The 21232-nt window shown below is 69.2% G+C and carries 18 protein-coding genes; 9 read left to right on the top strand and 9 right to left on the bottom strand.

The genetic code is table 11. From position 1 onward, the window contains the following. Positions 1 to 21: 21 nt before the first annotated feature. Positions 22 to 3108 carry a bifunctional proline dehydrogenase/L-glutamate gamma-semialdehyde dehydrogenase PutA gene (gene putA, locus IEV99_RS21115; protein WP_188519831.1) on the bottom strand — a complete coding sequence of 1029 codons (3087 nt, stop codon included), beginning with the start codon at positions 3106 to 3108 and terminating at the stop codon, positions 22 to 24. A 135-nt stretch (positions 3109 to 3243) separates the two neighbouring features. On the opposite strand from putA, the gene IEV99_RS21110 reads away from it, so the two are divergent. After that, a complete protein-coding gene (locus IEV99_RS21110; protein ID WP_188519830.1) occupies positions 3244 to 3705 on the top strand; it encodes an Lrp/AsnC ligand binding domain-containing protein in 462 nt (153 codons plus the stop codon). Between the two features lie 29 nt (positions 3706 to 3734). Here the strand turns inward: IEV99_RS21110 and IEV99_RS21105 are convergent, their stop codons facing one another. Next, entirely contained in the window at positions 3735 to 4667 is a 933-nt protein-coding gene (locus tag IEV99_RS21105) for a tyrosine recombinase XerC (protein WP_188519829.1), read from the bottom strand. A gap of 287 nt (positions 4668 to 4954) precedes the next feature. On the opposite strand from IEV99_RS21105, the gene IEV99_RS21100 reads away from it, so the two are divergent. Beyond that, on the top strand, positions 4955 to 6574 hold the full coding sequence (locus IEV99_RS21100) for an AMP-binding protein (RefSeq protein ID WP_188519828.1): 1620 nt from the start codon (positions 4955 to 4957) through the stop codon (positions 6572 to 6574). On the opposite strand, the gene IEV99_RS21095 is transcribed toward IEV99_RS21100, so the two are convergent. Then, the gene (locus IEV99_RS21095) at positions 6571 to 7662 is read right to left on the bottom strand and encodes a GNAT family N-acetyltransferase (protein ID WP_188519827.1); all 1092 of its coding nucleotides are present in this window, start codon (positions 7660 to 7662) and stop codon (positions 6571 to 6573) included. The two genes, IEV99_RS21100 and IEV99_RS21095, sit on opposite strands and share 4 nt — an antisense overlap. Before the next feature lie 71 nt (positions 7663 to 7733). On the opposite strand from IEV99_RS21095, the gene IEV99_RS21090 reads away from it, so the two are divergent. Continuing rightward, positions 7734 to 7973 (top strand): sulfurtransferase TusA family protein, encoded by a 240-nt coding sequence (locus IEV99_RS21090; RefSeq protein ID WP_188519826.1) that lies wholly within the window; start codon positions 7734 to 7736, stop codon positions 7971 to 7973. A gap of 21 nt (positions 7974 to 7994) precedes the next feature. On the opposite strand, the gene IEV99_RS21085 is transcribed toward IEV99_RS21090, so the two are convergent. Genes IEV99_RS21085 through IEV99_RS21075 form a run of 3 tightly spaced genes read right to left on the bottom strand, consistent with a single transcriptional unit; the run spans position 7995 to position 11640 of the window. Further along, positions 7995 to 9116 (bottom strand): CobW family GTP-binding protein, encoded by a 1122-nt coding sequence (locus IEV99_RS21085; protein ID WP_188519825.1) that lies wholly within the window; start codon positions 9114 to 9116, stop codon positions 7995 to 7997. An 8-nt stretch (positions 9117 to 9124) separates the two neighbouring features. Further along, the gene (locus tag IEV99_RS21080; protein WP_188519824.1) at positions 9125 to 10021 is read right to left on the bottom strand and encodes an EamA family transporter; all 897 of its coding nucleotides are present in this window, start codon (positions 10019 to 10021) and stop codon (positions 9125 to 9127) included. Between the two features lie 41 nt (positions 10022 to 10062). Beyond that, the gene (locus tag IEV99_RS21075) at positions 10063 to 11640 is read right to left on the bottom strand and encodes a serine hydrolase (RefSeq protein WP_188519823.1); all 1578 of its coding nucleotides are present in this window, start codon (positions 11638 to 11640) and stop codon (positions 10063 to 10065) included. A gap of 335 nt (positions 11641 to 11975) precedes the next feature. Here IEV99_RS21075 and IEV99_RS21070 point away from each other — a divergent pair, with 335 nt between their 5' ends. After that, a complete protein-coding gene (locus tag IEV99_RS21070; protein WP_188519822.1) occupies positions 11976 to 12878 on the top strand; it encodes a DMT family transporter in 903 nt (300 codons plus the stop codon). A gap of 98 nt (positions 12879 to 12976) precedes the next feature. On the opposite strand, the gene IEV99_RS21065 is transcribed toward IEV99_RS21070, so the two are convergent. Continuing rightward, a complete protein-coding gene (locus tag IEV99_RS21065) occupies positions 12977 to 13408 on the bottom strand; it encodes a hypothetical protein (protein ID WP_188519821.1) in 432 nt (143 codons plus the stop codon). A 211-nt stretch (positions 13409 to 13619) separates the two neighbouring features. Between IEV99_RS21065 and IEV99_RS21060 the strand changes: the two genes are divergently transcribed. Then, entirely contained in the window at positions 13620 to 14786 is a 1167-nt protein-coding gene (locus IEV99_RS21060) for an acetyl-CoA acetyltransferase (RefSeq protein ID WP_188519820.1), read from the top strand. A 21-nt stretch (positions 14787 to 14807) separates the two neighbouring features. Here the strand turns inward: IEV99_RS21060 and IEV99_RS21055 are convergent, their stop codons facing one another. Then, a complete protein-coding gene (locus IEV99_RS21055) occupies positions 14808 to 15074 on the bottom strand; it encodes a BolA family protein (RefSeq protein WP_188519819.1) in 267 nt (88 codons plus the stop codon). Positions 15075 to 15209: 135 nt separating this feature from the next. Here IEV99_RS21055 and IEV99_RS21050 point away from each other — a divergent pair, with 135 nt between their 5' ends. From IEV99_RS21050 to IEV99_RS21035, 4 genes are all read left to right on the top strand, one after another. Then, positions 15210 to 15842: a J domain-containing protein gene (locus IEV99_RS21050; protein ID WP_188519818.1), complete on the top strand. Its 633-nt coding sequence runs from the start codon at positions 15210 to 15212 to the stop codon at positions 15840 to 15842. Positions 15843 to 16008: 166 nt separating this feature from the next. Beyond that, a complete protein-coding gene (gene cobS / locus IEV99_RS21045; RefSeq protein WP_188519817.1) occupies positions 16009 to 16995 on the top strand; it encodes a cobaltochelatase subunit CobS in 987 nt (328 codons plus the stop codon). 13 nt (positions 16996 to 17008) lie between these two features. Further along, positions 17009 to 18913: a cobaltochelatase subunit CobT gene (cobT, locus tag IEV99_RS21040; protein ID WP_188519816.1), complete on the top strand. Its 1905-nt coding sequence runs from the start codon at positions 17009 to 17011 to the stop codon at positions 18911 to 18913. Then, entirely contained in the window at positions 18910 to 19941 is a 1032-nt protein-coding gene (locus tag IEV99_RS21035; protein WP_188519815.1) for an esterase-like activity of phytase family protein, read from the top strand. Before cobT ends, IEV99_RS21035 begins: the two co-directional genes overlap by 4 nt. A 26-nt stretch (positions 19942 to 19967) precedes the next feature. Here IEV99_RS21035 and IEV99_RS21030 read toward each other — a convergent pair whose 3' ends face one another. After that, the gene (locus IEV99_RS21030; protein ID WP_244644002.1) at positions 19968 to 20999 is read right to left on the bottom strand and encodes an ABC transporter substrate-binding protein; all 1032 of its coding nucleotides are present in this window, start codon (positions 20997 to 20999) and stop codon (positions 19968 to 19970) included. Positions 21000 to 21232: the final 233 nt, after the last annotated feature.

Genomic DNA, 21232 nt, shown 5'->3' with positions numbered 1-21232 from the left:
TTGGTGACGCTGCGGGGCGCCCTATTCGCCCATCGCGATCAGGTTGGCGTTGCCGCCGGCGGCCGCGGTGTTGATCGTGACGGTCTGCTCCACGGCGAAGCGCTTCAGGTAGTTGGGGCCGCCCGCCTTTGGGCCCGTGCCGGACAGGCCGGAGCCGCCGAAGGGCTGCGTGCCCACCACGGCACCGATCATGTTGCGGTTGACGTAGCAGTTGCCCACGTCGAGGCGCGACACGACTTCGGCGATCGTGCCGTCGATGCGCGAATGGACGCCGAGCGTCAGGCCGTAGCCGCTCGCCTCGATGGCGTCGAGCACTTGGCCGAGTTCGCCCGCCTTCCAGCGCACCACGTGCAGCACGGGGCCGAACACCTCCTCGGCGAGGTCTCCCTGCCGCTTCAGCTCGAAGACATGCGGGCCGACGAAGTAGCCCGTAGCAGGAGCCTCGGCGGCGAGATGAACGCGGGCGGAGCCCTTCAGCTTGGCGATGTGCTGTTCGAGGCGCTGTTTCGCTTCGGCGTCGATCACCGGGCCGACCTGCACGCTGAGGTCGCGCGGGTCGCCGAGTTTCAGCTCTCGCGATGCGCCGACGATCATGTCGATCATCTTGTCGGCCACGTCCTCCTGCACGCAAAGGAGGCGCAGCGCAGAGCAGCGCTGGCCGGCGGAGCGGAAGGCTGACATCACGACGTCGTCCGACACCTGCTCGGGCAGCGCCGTGGCGTCCACGATCATGGCGTTGATGCCGCCCGTCTCGGCGATCAGCGGCACAATCGGCCCGTCCTTGGCGGCGAGCGTCTGGTTGATGCGCCGCGCCACCTCGGTCGAGCCCGTGAAGGCGACGCCAGCGATGCGCCTGTGCGCGACGAGCCGCGCGCCGACCCGGCCGTCGCCGGTGACGAGGTGCAGGGCCGAGCCGGGCACCCCCGCCTCGTGCAGCATGCGCACGGCCTCGTGGGCGATCAGCGGCGTCTGCTCGGCGGGCTTGGCTACCACGGCGTTGCCGGCCGCCAGCGCGGCCGAGACCTGGCCGAGGAAGATCGCCAGCGGGAAGTTCCAGGGGCTGATGCACAGGAACACGCCGCGGCCGCGATGCAGCAGGCGGTTGTCCTCGCCGGTGGGACCGGGCAGCACCTCGCCTTCGCCGAAGAGGTCGCGCGCCTGGGCGGCGTAGTAGCGCAGGAAATCGACCGCCTCGCGCAGCTCCGCGACGGCGTCGTCCAGCGTCTTGCCGGCTTCGGTCTGCAGCAGGCCGAGCAGAAGGCCGCGCCGCGCTTCCAGCAGGTCGGCGGCCTTTTCGAGCGCGGCGGAGCGCTTGGCGGCGGGCGCGCGCTCCCAGTCGCGGAAGCCGCGCTGGGCGGCGTCGACGGCCCGGTCGGCCGTGGCCTCGTCGGCCTCGCGGACGCGGCCGACGGCGGTCGCGCCATTGGATGGCGACAGAACCGGGCGCTCGGCGCCGGGCTGGGGCGCGCCGTCGATCAGCGTGGCGGCGACAAGGCCGGACGAGCGGGCCGCCTCGATCTCGGCAATGAGCGCGTGCAGGCTCGCCTCGTGGCCGAGCTCGACGCCGGCCGAGTTGCGGCGGCCGGGGCCGTAGAGATCCTTCGGCAACGGCACGCGCGGGTGCCGGGCGGCGTCCGGATGGCCGATGATGGTCGCCGGGCGGGTGAGCAGCGTCTCGACCGGCACGTTCGGGTCGGCCGCCACCGACACGAAGGACGAGTTGGCGCCGTTCTCCAGCAGGCGGCGCACCAGATAGGCGAGCAGGTCGCGATGGCCGCCGACCGGCGCATAGGTGCGGCAGGCGAGGCCGGGCGCGCCCTCCAGCAGCTTGCCGTAGAGCGCGTCGCCCATGCCGTGGAGGCGCTGGAACTCGAAGCCCTGCGTGTCGCCGGCGCGCTCCAGGATGGTCGCCACCGTGAGCGCGTTGTGGGTGGCGAATTGCGGGTAGATCGCCGGCCGGGCGGCCAGCAGCTTCTCGGCGCAGGCGACGTAGTTCAGGTCGGTCATCGCCTTGCGGGTGAAGACCGGGTAGTCGGCGAGCCCGCGCTCCTGCGCGCGCTTCACCTCGGTGTCCCAGTAGGCGCCCTTCACCAGGCGCACCATCAGCTTGCGGCCGTGCTGCCGCGCCAGAGCGGCAATCCAGTCGATCACCTCGGGGGCGCGCTTCTGGTAGGACTGGATGGCGAGGCCGAAGCCGTCCCAGTCGGCGAGGCTAGGGTCGGCCAGCACGGCCGCGATCACGTCCAGAGACAACTCGAGGCGGTCGGCCTCCTCGGCGTCCACGGTGAAATTCAGGTCGAAGCTCTTGGCCTTCTGGGCCAGTTCCACCACGACGGGCACGAGCTCGGCCATCACGCGGTCGCGCGAGAGCGCGTCATAGCGGGGGTGCAGCGCCGAGAGCTTCACCGAGATGCCGGGCCGGTTGGGCAGCGGCTCGTTGCCGGCGGCGCGGCCGATGGCCTCGATGGCGGCCGCGTAGGACGCCGCATAGCGGTCGGCGTCCTCCTGCGTGCGGGCGCCTTCGCCCAGCATGTCGAACGAGTAGCGGAACAGCCGCCCGGAGCCCGAGCGCGCGCGGTCCAGCGCCTCGCCGATCGACTGGCCGAGCACGAAATGGCTGCCCAGCACCCGCATCGCCTGGCGCGTCGCGGTGCGAACCGCCGGCAGCCCGATGCGCTTGGTCAGCGAGCCTAGGATGCTCTCGGGCGTCTCGTTCGGCTGGATGATGCGGGCCGTGATGCCGAGCGCCCAGGACGAGGCCGAGACCAGCAACGCATTGGAGCGCGTCTCGTGATTGGCGAAGTCGCCCTGGCCGAGCTTGTCCTCGATCAGCTTGTCAGCCGTCTTGCTGTCCGGGACACGCAACAGCGCCTCCGCCAGCACCATCAGGGCGAGCCCTTCGCGGCTGGACAGCGAATACTCGCGCAGCAACTCCTCGACGCCGCCCAACCCGCCGCCCTTTTGCCGAATCGCTTCCACGAGCTTGCGGCCCGTGGCGTCGATCCGAGCCTCGCGATCGGCTGGAAGCGTCGCGCGGGCCAGCAGCGTACGGGCGATCACGACGTCATCGGCCGCATAGGCCGCGCGGAACGGGGACAAGCTTTGCATCAGAGGCGTCCTGCGACCTGAAGGAGTGGCGACTTCGTCACCATAGCTCGTCTTTCGCCGTATCTAAACTGCCGGCTATTGCCAAATCTCAACAGAAGCCACTATGAATCCGGCCAACCATAGTGGAAATCTCGCATGGATGATCTGGACCGCACAGACCGCAAGATTCTCAGGATTTTGCAGGAGGATGGCCGCATCACCACCGTAGACCTGTCCGACAAGATCGGCCTGTCGCCGACCGCCACGAGCGAGCGTGTGAAGCGCCTGTTCCGCGAGCGGTTCGTCACGGGCTTCCGCGCAACGCTTGATCCGCAAAAGCTCGGGCGCGGCCTTCTGGTGTTCGTGGAGGTCAGCCTCGACAAGACTACGCCCGATGTTTTCGAGCGCTTCGCCGAGGCGGTGCGCCGTTCGCCCGAGGTCTTGGAATGCCACATGGTGGCGGGCGGATTTGACTATCTGGTGAAAACCCGCGTGGCCGACATGGCGGCCTACCGGAACTTCCTCGGCAACGTTCTCCTGTCCCTTCCGGGCGTGAAGGAAAGCCGCACCTATGCGGTGATGGAGGAAGTGAAGACCGACGGGTTGCTGCCGGTCTGAGGCGTGGCACGGCTTCGCCTGTCCGGCAGTCAACCGGCGCGCGGATGCGCGGCGTTGTAGGCGGCGAGGAGGCGGGAGGTGTCCACCTCGGTGTAGATCTGCGTGGTGGACAGCGAAGCGTGGCCGAGCAGGTCCTGGATCGCGCGCAGGTCGCCGCCGCGCGCCAGGAGGTGCGTCGCAAAGGAGTGCCGCAGCGCGTGCGGGGTGGCGGTGTCGGACAGGCCCAGCGCGCCGCGCAGGCGCTCCATGGCGAGCTGGATGATGCGGGGCGACAGCGGCCCGCCCTTTTGGCCGCGAAACAGCGGCTCACCGGGCGCCAGCGTGTAGGGGCAGAGCTCGAGATATTCGGCGATGGCGGCCGACACGGCCGGGATCACCGGCACCATGCGGGTCTTGCCGCCCTTGCCGGTGACCGTGACGATGTCCTGCCCGCCAACCGGCGCCTCGCTGCGCTTCAGGCCCAGCGCTTCGGAGATGCGCAGGCCGCAGCCATACAGCAGCGCCAGCACGGCGGCGTCGCGCACCAGCACCCAGGTTTCGCGATCCTCGCCGGCGCGGAGGTCCGCATCCGAGAGGCGGCGCGCGTTTGGGGCCGAGAGCGGTTTGGGCAGGCTCTTCTGCAGCTTTGGGCCGCGAATCGCCGACAGCGCCGAGGCGTCCACCAGCCCCTCGCGCTCCAGAAAGCGCAGCCCCGACCGGATGGAGGCCAGCGCCCGCATCAGCGAGCGGCTGCCCACCCCCTCGGCGCGCCGCGCCGCCATGAAGGTGCGAATGTCGGCCGGCCGCAGGCGCTTCACCTCTGCGATCCCGGCGGGCAGGCCGGCGCGCTCGGCCAGAAACGCCACGAATTGGCGCATGTCGCGCTCGTACGCCTCCAGCGTCTTGGGCGACAGCCGACGCTCGGAAGCGAGATGGCGGGTCCAGACCGCGAGGGCTGCGCGAAGATCGTCGGCGGCGTGCATGAGGGGAGAGTGAGAGCCTGAAGGTGAACGCGACGTGAAAGGGCGCGCAACTCTCTCCTGCGCAGCGGGGAGAGAGTTGCGCAAGCCGACCGAGGGGGCAGTCCTGCGCCCCAATCCCGCAAGCGCAGCGCCACCCCTCCCTGCCCTCCCCGCTGACGCGGGAGAGGGATCCGCGGGGCCGCTCGGCCCAAACCGAAGCGCGCCTTAACCCCATCCCCTTCGTCACTCTTTTCGCACTGCAGCAAAGAGCGTAACGTCGCGCCGCGTCCGCGTTCAGGTCTCCCGCCATGCTTCCCGATATCCGCGATTTCGACCGCCTCCGGGCTGAGTTCCAGTGGAACATTCCGGCCCGCTACAACATGGGCGTCGACGTCTGCGACAAGTGGGCCGCGGTCGATCCCGAGCGGGAGGCCGTGCTCGACGTCTCGCCGGCCGGCGTGGTGACGCCGATGACTTTCGGCGCCCTGCGGGACGCCTCCAACCGCCTCGCCAATCTGCTGGCGCGCCATGGCGTAAAGCCGGGCGACCGGGTCGGCATTCTCCTGCCGCAGGCAAGCGAGGTCGCGGTCGCGCATGTGGCCGCCTATAAGATGGGCGCGATCGCGCTGCCGTTGGCGGTATTGTTTGGGGCGGACGCGCTGGCTTACCGGCTGGCGGACGCGGGCGTCTCCGCGCTGATCACCAACGCGGCCGGGGTTGTGCGCATGGCGGCCCTGCGGGCCGACCTGCCGCAGCTCTCCCTGCTGCTCTCGGTGGAAGGCCCCGAGGGCGACGCCCTGGGCTTTCACCAGGAGCTGGCGCGCGAAAGCGCCGTATTCACGCCGCTCGTCACGACGCCGGACGATCCGGCCCTGATGATCTACACGTCCGGCACCACTGGGCCGCCCAAGGGGGCGCTGCACGGGCACCGCGTGCTGCTCGGGCACCTGCCCTGTTTCGAGCTCGTGCACGAGTTCTTTCCGCAGCCCGGCGACCGCCTCTGGACGCCGGCCGACTGGGCCTGGGCGGGCGGCCTCCTGAACGGGCTGCTGCCCTCGCTGCATTTTGGCGTAACCGCGGTGGCGCGGAAATTCGAGAAGTTCGACGCCGAGGAGGCCTTCGGGTTGATGGCGGACTTGGAGGTTCGCAACATCTTCGTGCCGCCCACGGCGCTGCGCATGCTGCGAGCCGTCGAGAACCCGCGCGCCCGCTTTCCCGGTTTGGCGCTGCGCACTGTCGCATCCGCCGGCGAGGCGCTGGGCGCCGAGACGCTGAACTGGGGCCGCGAGGCGCTGGGCCTTACCTTCAACGAGGCCTACGGGCAGACCGAATGCAACCTCGTGCTCGGCTCCTGCGCGGCGCTGGGCGTGGTGCGGCCGGGCTCCATCGGCAAGCCGATCCCGGGCCATGACGTGGCGGTGATCCGCCCAGATGGGTCGCCCTGCGCGCCCGGCGAACTTGGCCAGATCGCGGTGCGGCGCCCCGACCCGGTGATGTTCCTGGGCTACTGGAACCGTCCGGACGCCACGCGCGACAAGTTCATCGGCGACTGGATGACGACGGGCGACCAGGGTGAGACGGACGTTGACGGCTATGTGCGCTTCGTGGGCCGCGATGACGACGTGATCACGTCCGCGGGCTATCGCATCGGCCCCACCGAGATCGAGGATTGCCTCCTGCGCCATCCGGCGGTCGCCAACGCGGCGGCGATCGGCAAGCCGGACCCGTTGCGCACCGAGATCGTGAAGGCCTTCGTGGTGCTGAAGCGCGGTGTGGCCGAGACGCCCGCGCTCGCGGCCGAGATCCAGCGCTTCGTGAAAGAGCGGCTCTCCGCGCACGAGTACCCGCGTGAGATCGCCTTCGTGCCGGACCTGCCGCTCACCACCACCGGCAAGGTGATCCGCCGCGAGCTCAGGGCGCGCGGCTAACCGCGGCCGAGCATGCGTTTGGCGGTTGCGCGCAGCGCCCGGCGGGCGCGTTCGGTGGCGAGCATCGCTGTGCTCGTGGGGCCAAGCGGGATCCACCAGTCCGACACGCGGACGCGGCCAGCCCAGAGCCGATCGATCATCGGATGATGCGCGACCGCGCAGCTGTCGGTGAGCCGGACGGAAGAGTCGGCGAGCTGGCGGTCGGTGACATCCACCGTCAGCAGGACGCCGGGAGAGAACGCGGCGAAGCGCTCGTCATAGGTTGTCTTCCAATACAGCGCGCGCGGGCCGCCTCCGAGCAAGACGCCGGCCGCAATCGTTTCGCCGTCCAGCGTGAGGCGGTCGATGCGGCAGCCGCCATCGCGGGCCAAACCCTGCGTGACGGCCTGCAGAAAGCGGAGCCGGTCGGGGTGGCTCGCAAAGGCGCTGCCGCGACGCCCCTTCCAGCCTCGTGCCTCAAGCGCCGCGAATGCCGTGCAGGCCGTTTCGACGTCGTCCGGCGCCGCGGCGGACACGCTCTCGAGCCGGCCCTGCTCGGCGAGGCGGCGGCGCAGCCGGCCGAGTTCCTTGCGCTTCTTGACCGGCAGCGGGCTGGCGTTCGCCAGGGCGGCGCGCTCATGCGCGTCGAGCCGGACGGGCCGCGCCCCTGCGGCCGCCAGCGCCGCGGCCGCGGGGCCGTCCTCCGGCATCCAACGCCACAGCAACGCCCCGGCGAGCCGGTGGCGCGACTGGAGCCAACGGAGCGCGACGCCGATGTCCTCGGCGCCGTGAAGCGGATCCAGCAAGGGCGCACCGAGCACGGCCTGATCGTGCGACCAGGCGCGCAGCAGCGGCGACGCAGCGCCCAGTCGGGGGCGCTCCAGCGCCAGCAGCGCCGTCATGCGCTCGCCGCGCCAGCACGCCACGAACAACGGCGGTGCGACGCCGGGCAGCGTCGCGGCCGGAAGCGCGAAGGCGGGCTCCCAGAACGGATTGCGGTCGTCGCCCTGCGCGGCCAGCGTGCGCCAAGCCGCCATAGGCGGCGCGGCGTCGGCGGCGCCGAACGCCGCAACGCGGACGGGTGAAGCTGCGGCCGGGGTGACGATCATGGAGCGAGCATGGGACGCGAGGGGTTAAATCGACGTTCCGCTCGCCGGGCCAGCCGTGGTAGACGGCCCGCATGACGCCCACCCCCGAGCCCATCCACGACCTCGACCTGCGCGGGCTGAAATGTCCGCTGCCTGCGCTGCGTGTGCGCAAGGCCCTGGCCGGCTTGCCCGCCGGCGCGGTGCTGCGCGCCAACGCGACGGATCCGATGGCGGCGATCGACATCCCGCATCTGCTGAACGAAACCGGCGATGTATTGCTGGCCGCCGAACGGGACGGCGAAGGCCTGCTGTTTGTGATCCTGAAAGGCTGACGCGCTCAGCCGCCGCGGCGCTCAGCCGTTACGCAGCGAGAGCGGGTTTTCCATCAGGGCGGCGCGGTCGGGCGTGTCGATGGCGGGCGTGCCCGTGAAGGCGTCCCACATCCGGCGGACGAAGCTCTCGTCCAGATCGCGCGTGATAAACACGATGCGGGTGCGGCGGTCGGCGTCCGGCCAGGCGGGAAGCGCCACCGGCGGGTGCATCACGTGCTGGACGCCGTGGATCACCAGCGGCCGCTCCGGCTGGCCGGCGAGATGGACGATCCCCTTCATCCGCAGCAGCTTGGCCCCGTGCGCGGAGGGCAGCAGCGTCAGGAACATGTCCAGCGCGGCCAGCGGGACGGGCTTGTCGGTGGCGAGGCAGAAGGCCCGGATGCGGGCGTCGTGCCGGTTCACGTCATGGGCGTGTTGGTCGCGCTCGTCATGGACGTGGTCGTGCGCGCCGTGGTTCGCGTCGGCATAGGCCTCCTCGCGCAGCCAGGCGGCGACGTCCGGGATCTTGCCGGCGAAGTCGAACGGGCCCGCGCCCAGCAGGGCGGCCGCGTCAGCCTCTCCGGCGGCGGCGTCCAGCAGCGGCGCGCCCGGGTTGAGGCGGCTGATGCGCGCCTTGAGGCGCTCGAAGGTCGGCTGTGTTGTTTCGTCCAGCAGGTCCGTCTTGGTGAACACGATGTGGTCCGCCACCGCGGCCTGCTTCACAGCCTCGGAATGCTCGTCCAGCGTGGCGAAGCCCGTGAGAGCGTCCACCACGGTGACGACGCCGTCGATGGCGTAGCGGGTGGCCAGATAGGGATGCGACAGGGCGGCTTGCAGGATCGGGGCGGGGTCGGCGAGGCCGGTGGTTTCAACCAGCACGCGGCGGAACGGCGAAATGTCGCCAGCGTCGCGCTTGGTGAGAAGATCCTCCAGCGCGGCGACGAGGTCGCCCCGCACCGTGCAGCACAGGCAGCCGGACGACAGGAGCACCATGTCGCCGTCCACCGCCTCGATGAACAGGTGGTCGAGCCCGATCTCGCCGAACTCGTTGACGATCACCACCGTGTCGGCGAGGGCGGGATCCTGCAGCAGACGGTTCAGCAGCGTGGTTTTGCCCGCGCCGAGGAAGCCGGTGAGGATCGTGAGCGGAATGGGAGCCTGCATGCTGGTCCTCACGCGATCGCGGGCTTGGCGGGCCGGCGTCCCTGCAAGGCGACATTGGCCATGATGGCCCCGATCACCAGCGCGCCGCCCGCATACTGGACCGGCGCGAGCCGCTCGCCCAGCACCAGCGCGGAGGTGAGGGCGGCCACGACGGGTTCGAGGCAGAAGGCGAGCCCGCCCGCCACTGCGCTGACGCGCCCAAGCGCGGCCATTTGGAACACGAAGCCGAGCACGAAGCCGCCAATCGTCAGCGCCACCGCCCAGGGTGCGGCCAGCAGGGCCTCGGGGCCGCGCAGCCCTCCGGTCGCGAGCGCCGCCGCAAGCGCGGCGGGCAGGCAGATCACGTGCACCCAGAACACTTTCGGGGCCGCCCCGACGCCGCCGCAGCGCGTCGCGGCGAAGAACTGCGCCACCGCCGACAGGCTTGCTCCGAAGGCGAGCGCAAGGCCGCGCGGATCGAGGCTGTCGAAGGCCGGGCCCAGCACCAGCACGATGCCGACAAACGCCAGCGCGGCGACGCCGAGCAGCGGCGCGGAGAGCCGCTTACCTTCCACGAAGGGGCTAAGCAGCACGATCAGCACCGGATAGGTGTAGAACACCACCGCCGCGACCGTGACCGGGATGAACGCCACGGAGGAGAGGTAGCAGATGCCAACGCCGGCGCTCGCGACGCCGAGAACGCCGAGCGCGGGGCGATCGCGTGTCGCCACCGAGAGGCCGCCGCGCAGCACGATCGCCATGCAGACCGCGAGCGCCAGCATGACGACGACGCGGAACACCACCATCAGGGGCCCTTGCACGCCCTCGAAGGCGGCGATGCGCGCGAAGGTGATGTTGAAGCCGTAGGCCGCGGCCCCGGCGAGCGCGAGCAGGAAGCCGCCCGAGGCGGAGGGTGGCGCGGTCATGGGGCGGCGGCTTCCAGTCGGGCCGGCCGAGCCGGTTCGGGTTACTCGGCGCTGGCGGGCGGCTTACCGGCATCCGGAGCGGCGGCCGAAACCTTCTTCTGAACAGGCTTGCCCTTGGGATCAAGCTTCGCTTTCGCGGGCGCGGGCTTGGCTTGCGTTTTCGCGTGAATGGCGGGCTTGCCTTTGCCGGTCGCAGTCTTGCGCAATGTCGGCGACACGAGCTTGCCGGCCGGACGGGCGCTCTTGCCCTCCAGCGCCTTGGCGGGCTCAGCCTGCTCGTTATTGAGGTCTGCGGGCTTGGTCGCCGCCACGGCCGGAGCTTTGCCGATGGCGCCGTGGCGGGGCGCGGCCTTAGCCTTGACGCCGGGCGCGATCGCGCCGGCCTTGAGCGGCTTTACGTTGGCGGGCTTCACCTCGATGTCTGGCGTCGCCTCGGTGGCGGGGTCCGCATAGGCGGCGGCCGTTTTGGGTGCGCCCTTCTCGGGCGCCTTGCGGGCGGTCAGCACGGGCGTGAACAGCGCGTTGGCAGCCTGCGGAGCGCTGGCTGAACGCTCGGTCCGCCCGATGAACACCGTCTGCACGTCCAGCGCGGCGCGCGGGCCCAGCGTGCGCGGGCCCGTCGCCATGCCGCTCTGCGGGCTCACGGCGGCCATCGCCATCGGGGCGGCGCGGCCGTCCTCGTTGCCGCCGGGAGCCTGAACGGTAGTCTGCGGCTCGGCCTCCTCCTCGGAGGCGGGCGCGCCCTTGCGGTGGACGCAGATGTCCTCGCGCATGTTGGGCGGCGTGGTCACGGACGACGCGGGAAGCGACTGCAGGGAACCGCCGCCACCGCCGAAGATGCCGCCGTAGCCGCCGCTGAAGCCCTTGTCGAGGAACTGAGCGGCCTTCAGGGTCCGGTCTGATCCGGAAGCCGCTCCCATCACGACCGCGACGAGACGCTGGCCGTTTCGGCTTGCGACCGCGACGAGGTTGAAGCCCGACGGGCAAATGAAGCCCGTTTTCATGCCCTCGATGCCCTGGTACCGGCCGATCAGCCCGTTGGTGTTCTTCAGCACGCGCTTGCCGAGTTTCACCGACCCGATGTGGAACAGGTCGGCGTGATCCGGAAAGTCGCGCAGCAGTGCGATGGTGAGGATTGCGAGGTCGCGGGCGGAGGTTTGCTGCCCGTCTGCAAAGAGCCCGTTCGGGTTGACGAAGTGGCTTTCGCGCATGCCGAGGCGGGCGGCCTCCTGGTTCATCAACGCGGCAAAGTCGTCAACCGTGCCTCCGACGCCCTCGGCGATCACAACCGCCATGTCGTTGGCGGACTTCACGAGCATCATCTTGAGAGCGTTCTCGAGTGTCACCTCGAGGCCTGGCTTCGCGCCGATCTTGGACGGCGGAACTGAATTCGCGGCGGCCGAGATCGGGATCGCGGTGTCGAACGAAATCTTGCCCTCGCGCACCTTCTTGAGCGCCACATAGGTGGTCATCAGCTTGGTCACCGAAGCCGGGTACCACGGCATCGTGGCGTCTTCGGAAAACAGCACGCGTCCCGTGCTCACGTCGGCGACCACATAGGGGGCAGCAGCCTGCGCGGTGGTCGCCCCGACGGCTACGGCCGACAGGATGAGTCCCACGCGGCCGATCATGCGTGCGGCGCGACAGTCGAGAAGGGAGAAGAAACCAGAGGGGAATGCGGATACGCGGCGGGACACTCGTGTCATCAGATCGTTCCGGTTCGCGCCCAGTCCTAGCGAGACCGTGCGGGCCTAGACAATGCATAGGTGGGGCCGGCGAGGGGGTGACGTCGGCCTTGCTCGCTCTGGCGATCACGGCGGCCCGGGGGCTGCCTGACGCGGACACGGATTTCTACCCCGCGCCCCGCGATTTGCCTAGCACGGCGGCGAGTGCTACCCGCCGATCATGGCCACGTTCGGGCGAGCGAAGGCCCCGTACGTGGAAGGTCGCCGGCATGGCCTATCTCTGGATCCTGACCACGCTGGTGGCGTCGGTGGCCCAAACGGCGCGCAACGCCATGCAGCGGAGCCTCACCGAAACGCTCGGCACCGTTGGAGCGTCGCAGGTCCGTTTCCTCTATGGCTTCCCGTTCGCGCTGTTGTTTCTGCTGGCCGTCTCGCAGATCGGCGGGGAGGCCGCGCCAGCCGCCACGGGGCGCTACCTCGCCTGGGTTCTCGGAGGCGCGGTCACGCAGATCCTCGCGACGGTGCTGATGCTTGCCACGATGCGCGAGCGCTCCTTCGCGGTCACCACCGCCTACATCAAGACCGAGCCCGTGCAAGTGGCGATCTTCGGCCTCCTGTTCCTGGGCGACCATCTGACCTTGGGCGGCGCCCTCGCGATCGTGGTGGCGACGGCCGGGGTCGTCATGATGGCCGTGAAACCCGGCTCGCCCGGCCTTACCGCCGCCGGCCTACGGCCCGCCGTGCTCGGCATCGTGGCGGGCGCGTTCTTCGCCCTCTCGGCCATCGGCTTTCGCGGCGCCATCCTGACGCTGGAGAGCGGCTCCTTCGTGTTACGCGCCACCACCACCCTGGCGTGGTCGCTCGGCATGCAGACGGCGCTGCTGGTGGTCTGGCTTGGCCTTTTCGACAGGCCCGCCTTGATGAAGAGCTTCGGCGCCTGGCGTCCGTCCCTGATGGCGGGCTTCGCCGGCGCTTTCGCGTCCCAGTTCTGGTTCCTCGGCTTTTCGCTCACCAGCGCCGCGAATGTGCGGACGCTGGCGCTCGTGGAGGTCCTGCTCGCTCAGGCGGTCTCGAAGCGGCTCTTCGGGCAGGAGACCACCGCCCGCGAAATCATCGGCATGACGCTGATCGTGGGCGGCGTCGTGCTGCTCCTCTGGACGCACGGAACCTAGAGCGTCATCCGGCCGGGCGGCGGCCGATCGGCTGCGTCCGACGACGCCGTATCCGACGCAGAGACGCATGATCGGGCGAGATCGGTTGCGACGTCGCGTCAGCGCCGGGACGCGTTGGCGGTTTCCTTGCCGCCCTTGTGGTCGGCCTTGTGGCCGCCGGTGCCGTCCGTCTCCGCCACCTTTTTAACCTCGGCCGGGTCCTCGGTGGTGGTATTGGCGGCCTCGCGGGTTTCTGAGCCCTCGGGCGGTCCGCCCGCCACGGAGGCGCCCGCCATGTAGGACGGCGGATCGCTGGCCGGGAACGACATTTCGGACCCGGCGTCAACGAGCTGCTCCTGCCGCTCCTTCTGGTCGTAGGTTTCCGAATAGCGTTCAAACACCGCGTCGCTGTCGCTCGCACTGACGCGGACGCCGTTTTGGCTCAACAACGTGACAAGATCGTCCCGGCTGCGCTTGGGCAGGCCGGCCTGAGCGTCGCCCTGGCCATGGCGCGCCGCCTCGTCGAGCAAAGTCGCCGAATTCGCGGTCATTGTTTTTTCCTCCTCGATGGTTCGCGCCGTCAACGCGGCCGGGAAGCCGCCCGTTCCGTTACGCCTTGACCTATGCGGACGGACCCTCGTCGCGTCGCCGCCGGGCCGCAGGCAGCCCGCGCGATCCTGCACGCGAGCCGTGCGGCGACGCGCCTTGCCGGACGAGCCCGCAACCGCCATTCTCCCGGCGGAAACGCGAGGAACACGAGCCATGACCGCTTGCATCGTGGGCTGGGCCCACACGCCCTTCGGCAAGATGGACGCCGAGACCGTCGAGAGTCTCATCGTCCGCGTCACCAACGAGGCGCTGGATCACGCTGGCATCGCGGCGTCGGAGGTCGACGAAATCGTGCTCGGCCATTACAACGCCGGCTTCTCGGCCCAGGATTTCACCGCCTCGCTGGTGCTGCAGGCCGACGACGACCTCCGATTCAAGCCAACCACGCGCGTCGAGAACGCCTGCGCGACGGGCTCGGCCGCCGTGCATAGCGGCCTGAAGAGCATTGCCGCCAAACAGGCCAAGATTGTGCTCGTGGTCGGCGTCGAGCAGATGACCAAGACGCCGGGCGCGGACATCGGCAAGAACCTGCTCAAGGCTTCCTACCTGCCCGAGGACGGCGACACGCCCGGCGGCTTCGCGGGCGTCTTCGGCCAGATCGCGGCCGGCTATTTCCAGCGCCATGGCGACCAGTCCGACGCGCTCGCGATGATCGCGGCCAAAAACCACAAGAACGGCGTCTCAAATCCCTATGCGCAGATGCGCAAGGACCTGGGCGTCGAGTTCTGCCGGCAAGAGAGCGAGAAGAACCCCTTCGTGGCCGGTCCGCTGAAGCGCACCGACTGTTCGCTCGTGTCCGACGGCGCAGCCGCGCTGGTGCTCGCGGACGTGGACACGGCGCTGCGCATGAAGCGCGCCATCGCGTTCCGGGCCGCCGCGCACGTGCAGGACTTCCTGCCGATGTCCAAGCGCGACATCCTGAAGTTCGACGGCTGCGCCGAAGCCTGGAAGCGCGCGCTCGCGCAGGCGGGCGTCAGCCTCGATCACCTCTCCTTTGTGGAGACGCATGACTGCTTCACGGTGGCGGAGCTGATCGAATACGAGGCCATGGGGCTCACGCCGGAAGGCCGTGGCGCGGTGGCGATCAAGGAAGGCTGGACCCAGAAGGACGGGCGGCTGCCCGTAAACCCGTCGGGCGGCCTCAAGGCGAAGGGTCACCCGATCGGGGCGACTGGCGTCTCCATGCACGCCATGACTGCCATGCAACTGGCTGGCGAAGCCGGCGACATGCAGATACCGGCGGCGACGCTGGGCGGCATCTTCAACATGGGCGGCGCGGCCGTGGCCAATTATGTGAGCATCCTGGAGCGGCTGCGGTAGGCGACGCAGCCTGCGCCGGGGTTACTCCCCCGGCGCCTTGGCGCTGAGCGCCAGGGCATGGACGCGGCCGGCAAGTTCGTCGGCCAGTAGCGCGTTCACCATGCGATGGCGTTCGACGCGGCTCTTGCCCGCGAAGGCGTCCGACACCACCTTGACGTTGAAGTGAGTTTCCCCGCCCTCGCGCCAGCCGCCGTGCCCGCGATGGTGGTCCGACTCGTCGATGACGGTCAGCTCGACAGGCGACAGCGCCTGCGTGAGCTTGGAGGTTATCGCATCCTTAATGCTCATGGGTCAGCCTCTCCGCTGCAGTCCGCCGGCGGTCGACGGATTTCTGTGGCCCCGGCGCCGCGGCGTGCGGCGACGGACGTTCCCTTGTCGCACCCGGCTTGCCCCGACCGCCCGACACCTCATAATGACCCGGTCATGAATCTCAACTCGTCCATCTTCGACAAGATTCGCAGCCGCCCCCGTCGGGCGGCCCAAGCGCGGCCAAAAGCCCAGAGCGCGCCCGTGAGCGGGCCGCGTTGCGACCATCCGGGATGCGAGGCGCGCGGGGAGTTCCGCGCCCCCAAGGGCCGCACGCACGAAGGCCAGTATTTCCAGTTCTGCATGGAGCACGTGCGCGAGTACAACGCCTCCTACAATTACTTCGCCGGCATGACGGACGACGCCGTGCAGAAGTACCAGAAGGACGCGTTGGTGGGTCACCGGCCGACCTGGTCGATGGGCGTGAAAGGCGGCCAGAAGTCGCAGGCCGGGGCGGAGCCGGGCACCGACTTCGTGTTCGAGGATCCGCTGGGCGTGTTCAAGGCCGGCGGCTTTGCGGGCCGGCACGAGCCGGAGCAACGCAAGCCGGGCGTCGGGCCCGTCGCCAAGAAGGCCTATGACGCGCTGGGACTCGACGAAACCGTTGACGCAGCCACCGTGAAGGCCCGCTACAAGGAACTCGTGAAGCAGAACCACCCGGACGCCAACGGCGGCGACCGCTCCTACGAAGATCGGCTGCGCGAGATCATTACCGCCTACAACACGCTGAAAGCCGCAGGCCGGGGCTGAACGGCCTCGATATGCGGGCCCGCTCCGCGCGCCGCGCATGAAGGCCCATCCGGGATGCGCCCGTCACGAATTGCGTCGCGTCGCGCCAGCCACTAAACAAGCACAGGGCTCCGGGCCACAGGCCGGAGCCCCCGGGGCGCGCCCCGTCGTTCGTCAGTGAGGATCCATGTCTGCCACGACTGCCTTGGCGCCGGGGTTGCCGGACACGACCGTGTCCGTCCGCAAGCTGTTCGGCATCGACCTCGATATGCAGGTCCCCGCCTATTCCGAGCCGGACGCCCACGTCCCCGATCTCGACCAGGACTACCTGTTCGACCGCGACACCACGCTGGCGATCCTGGCCGGCTTCGCGCGCAACCGGCGCGTGATGGTCACGGGCTATCACGGCACCGGAAAGTCGACCCACATCGAGCAGGTTGCGGCGCGCCTGAACTGGCCCTGTATCCGCATTAACCTCGACAGCCACGTCTCCCGCGTCGACCTCGTCGGCAAGGACGCGATCGTGCTGAAGGACGGAAAGCAGATCACCGAGTTCCAGGACGGCATCCTGCCCTGGGCTCTTCAGAACAACATCGCGCTGGTGTTCGACGAGTATGACGCCGGCCGCCCGGACGTGATGTTCGTGATCCAGCGCATCTTGGAAATTTCGGGCAAGCTGACGCTGCTGGACCAGAAGCGCGTGATCCGCCCGCACCCGGCTTTCCGCCTGTTCGCGACCGCCAACACGGTGGGGCTCGGCGACACGTCGGGCCTTTACCACGGCACGCAGCAGATCAACCAGGGCCAGATGGACCGGTGGTCGATCGTCACCACGCTGAACTACCTGCCGCACGACAAGGAAGTCGACATCGTGCTGGCCAAGGCCAAGCACTACACCGGCAAGGAAGGCCGCGACATCGTCAACAAGATGGTGCGCGTGGCGGACCTCACCCGCAACGCCTTCATCAACGGCGACCTGTCGACCGTGATGAGCCCGCGCACGGTGATCACCTGGGCCGAGAACGCCGACATCTTCAAGGATATCGGCTTTGCGTTCCGGCTCACCTTCCTGAACAAGTGCGACGAACTCGAGCGGCCGCTGGTGGCGGAGTTCTACCAGCGCGCCTTCGGCCAGGAACTGCCCGAGAGCGCCGTGAACGTCGCGCTGAGCTGAGGAGCAACGCCGGGTGAGCTCATCCAACCGCAAGCCCGCACAGCCCAATGAAGCGCCCATCGAGCCGTTCAAGCGCTCGGTGGCCGGGTGCCTGCGCGCCATCGCGCGCCAGCCAGAGTTGGAAGTCACCTTCGCGTCCGACCGGCCGGCTCTGACGGGCGAGCGCGCCAGGCTGGCCGAGCCGCCGCGCAAGATGAGCGCCGCGGACGCCGCCATCGTGCGCGGCCAGGCCGACTCCATGGCGCTGCGCCTCGCCTGCCACGACCAGGCGGTGCATCGTCGACACGCGCCCGAAGGCCAGCAGGCGCGCGCCGTGTATGACGCGGTGGAGCAGTCGCGCGTCGAGTCCATCGGCTCGAACCGCATGACAGGCGTCGCTTCCAACATCACGGCCATGCTGGAGGACCGCTACCACCGCGGCGCCTATCACGAGATTTCCGACCGCGCCGATGCGCCGCTTGAAGACGCGGTCGCCATGATGGTGCGCGAGCGCCTGACCGGGCTGAAGCCGCCGCCCGCCGCCCAGAAGGTGGTGGACCTCTGGCGGCCCTGGATCGAGGAAAAAGCCGGCTCGAACCTGGACAAGCTGGTCTCCAACGTGGAGGACCAGAGGCAATTTTCGCGTTCGGTGCGCGAGCTCCTGGCCAGCCTCGACATGGCCGAAGACTCCAGCATGGATCCGGAGGATTCGGAGGACGACGAGCAGTCCGACGACCAGAACCAGAACCAGGAGCAGCAGGACGGCGAGTCCGAGGAGCAATCCGCCGCCGAGCGCGCCGAGATGGAGCGCTCCGAGGAGGCCACGGACGAGATGGAGGACGGCCAGTCCGAAACCTCCGAAGGGCCTACCGGGGAAATGCCGGAGGATTCCGACGAAGCGGACGGCGACGAGCCCTCCGAGGCTTGGCGTCCGCCGGTGTCGAGCACCCGCGAGGCTCGCGGCCCGGACTACAAGGCCTTCACCACCAAATTTGACGAAATGATCGCCGCCGAGGAGCTTTGCGACGCGGACGAGCTGGCTCGGTTGCGCAGCTATCTGGACAAGCAGCTCGGGCACCTGCAGGGCGTCGTCGCCCGGCTGGCCAACCGCCTGCAGCGCCGCCTGATGGCGCAGCAGAACCGCGCCTGGGAGTTCGACCTGGAAGAAGGCGCGCTCGATCCGGCGCGGCTGACCCGCATCGTGATCGACCCCTTCCAGCCGCTAAGCTTTAAGCGCGAGAAGGACACGAATTTCCGCGACACCGTCGTGACCCTGCTGATCGACAATTCCGGCTCCATGCGCGGTCGGCCGATCACCGTGGCGGCGACCTGCGCAGACATCCTGGCGCGCACGCTGGAGCGTTGCGGCGTCAAGACAGAGATTCTCGGTTTCACGACCCGCGCCTGGAAGGGCGGGCAATCGCGCGAGACGTGGCTGCAGTCCGGCAAGCCGGCCAATCCCGGCCGTTTGAACGACTTGCGCCATATCGTCTACAAGGCAGCGGATGCGCCTTGGCGGCGTGCGCGCAAGAACCTCGGCCTGATGATGCGCGAGGGGCTGCTCAAGGAGAACATCGACGGAGAGGCGCTGGACTGGGCGCACAAGCGCCTGCTGGCGCGCCCCGAACAGCGCAAGATCCTGATGATGATCTCGGACGGCGCTCCGGTGGACGACTCCACCCTGTCGGTGAATCCCGGCAACTACCTCGAGAAGCACCTGCGCTGGGTGATCGAGGAGGTGGAGACCCGCTCGCCCGTGGAGCTGATCGCGATCGGTATCGGGCACGATGTGACCCGCTATTATCGCCGGGCCGTCACCATTGTGGACGCCGAGGAGCTTGGCGGCGCGATGACCGAGAAGCTTGCGGAGCTCTTCGACGAGAACGCCACGCCGCCCAAGACCATTGCGCCGCCGCGCCGCGCCGGCGGCCGGGGATGAGGCTCTCTCGACGCGCCTTCGGGCGCGGCCTCGTCGCCGCGGCGGCCGGCTTCGCCGCCGGCCGGGTCGCCGCTGCGCAAGGGCCGGAGGTTGGCCTTGCGGTCCCGACCGCGATCCGCGTCAAGGCGCGCCCGGTGGAGCGCCTGCCGATTCTGGGCGGCGACGTCCGGCGTTTCGGCGCGCTCGAGTTCATCGGCGGGCTGGACCTCGACAGCGACGACCGAAATTTCGGCGGCTGGTCGGGACTGTCGATCAGCGCCGACGGACAGCGTATCCTGGCGGTTAGCGACGTTGGAGGCTGGCTGTCGGCCCGCGTCGCCTACACGGAGCGGACGCCCACCGCGATTGTGGAAGCCTCCATCGCTCCCTTGCTCGGCGCGGATGGAACGCCGCTGTGGCGTACGCGCGCGTGGGACAGCGAAAGCCTTTGCGTGCACGACGGGGTCGCGTATGTGGGCTTCGAGCGCGTTCACGAGGTGCGCAGGTTCGACATCGGGCGCGAGGGCCTGCTGGCGCGGGGCCAGATCATCCCCGTGCCGCCGGCGGTGAAGACCCTGCCGGAGAACCGCAGCCTGGAGGCCATCGGCATCGCCACCGCGGGCGCGCTGGCCGGCAGCCTCGTGGTGATTGCCGAACGAGCCACACGCGGGGCGGACGCGCCCACCAAGGGTTGGATCCTCACCGGCCCGCAGCGAGGCGAGTTCCGGGTGGTGCGCCGGGACGATTTCGACATCACCGATCTCGCCTTCCTGCCGGACGGCGACATGCTGATGCTGGAGCGCCGGTTCAACTGGCTCGACGGCGTCGGCATGCGCATCCGCCGCGTCCCGGGCGGCTCCATCCGCCCCGGCGCTCTGCTGGATGGGCCCGTGCTGGTGGATCTCGACATGCGCCAGCACATCGACAACATGGAAGGGCTCGCGATCCACCGCGGTCCGGACGGGGCCGTGATCCTGAGCCTGATCTCGGACGACAACTTTTCCTTTATCCAGCGAACCACGTTTCTGCAGTTCCGCCTCGTTGAATAGCGGCGATCGCCGGCAGCTGGCTCGACTTAGTCGACCTGACGCTCCTCGGCGGCCGGCAAAAACGCGTCGTTGAAGATATCCTTTACGTCCGGCTTCGTCCGAAACGCGAAAGCCGAGCCGATCTGGTCGATCGCGCGTTCAAAGCGGGCGCGGTCGATCCCGCCCCATCCCTGCTCCTTTACCCATGGCGTGAGCTGGATTCGCTCCAGCGAAAGAGCAAGCCGCTCGAACTCTACGTCGCGGCGGGCCTGGTCGTTACGCCGCAAGACGGCCTCGACCACCGCGCCCGGCTCCGCCACCACGTCGCGCATGCCCCGCGTCAGCGCGCGGAGGAACCCTTTCACGGCAGCGGGATCGCTCTTTGCAAACGCACCCTGCACGATCACGGCGTCGCCGTAGAGCTCCAGGCCGTAGTCGCGCATCGCCAGCACGATGAGATCATCCGCCGGCACGCCACGGCTTTTCAGCGTCACCAATGTGGACACGGCCGAGCCGAACACGCCGTCCAACTCGCCCGACGCGAGCATCGGCTCGCGCACCGCGAGCCCAACGGTTTCGATCCGGGCCGCACCGGCCTCCAGCTTGGTGAGCTTTCGAAAAACAGGCCACTGCGCCGCGGCGCCATCGGCCGACGACGCGCCGATCGCCTTGCCGACGAGACTGGAGGGCTCGGCCGTGATGCCGCGGCTGCGTCGGCCGATGATCGCGAAGGGTGGCGCATCCTGCAGCATCAGCACGGCCGAGAGGTCCGTTCCCGGGTTCTCGTCCCGATATCGGATCAACGTATTGACGTCGCCGACGCCAAACTGGAACCCGCCGGTCGCCAGCTTTGCGACGGTGTCGCGGGAGCCCGACCCGGGCTCGATCGAGACGTCGAGCCCCTCTGCGCGAAAATAACCCTTGTCCTGCGCGACCAGGAACGGCGCCGCCATGGCGTCGAGCTTCCAGTCGAGCAGCACGCGCACGACCGTCTGCGCGCCGGCCGCTGTGGGGGCGGCGAGCAGGGCCAGCATCGAAAGCGCAAGCACGGCCAGGCGGCCGCGGGGGGAAACGAACATGACGACGAACTCCGTTGCGGCGAGCCGGGGCGCGCCGCTGCGGGATGGTCAACGATGATCTCGGTGTGATGATGACGGCGATCGGCGCCACAGGCCAGTCGGGATGCGAAGCTTGGTGACCAGGAAACGAAGATTTCAGCGGGCGCCGCGCCTTGAAACGCAAATGCGCAGTCCCCACTTCGCAATCTGGCGACCGGGCCCCTCTGGCGAGAGTCCGAACCTCTCGTGATGTC

It is taken from the genome of Alsobacter metallidurans (assembly GCF_014636935.1).
GTDB classification, from domain to species: domain Bacteria; phylum Pseudomonadota; class Alphaproteobacteria; order Rhizobiales; family Beijerinckiaceae; genus Alsobacter; species Alsobacter metallidurans.
The sequence above is the reverse complement of the archived record's forward strand: the minus strand, read 5'-3'. Positions and strand labels throughout refer to the sequence as shown.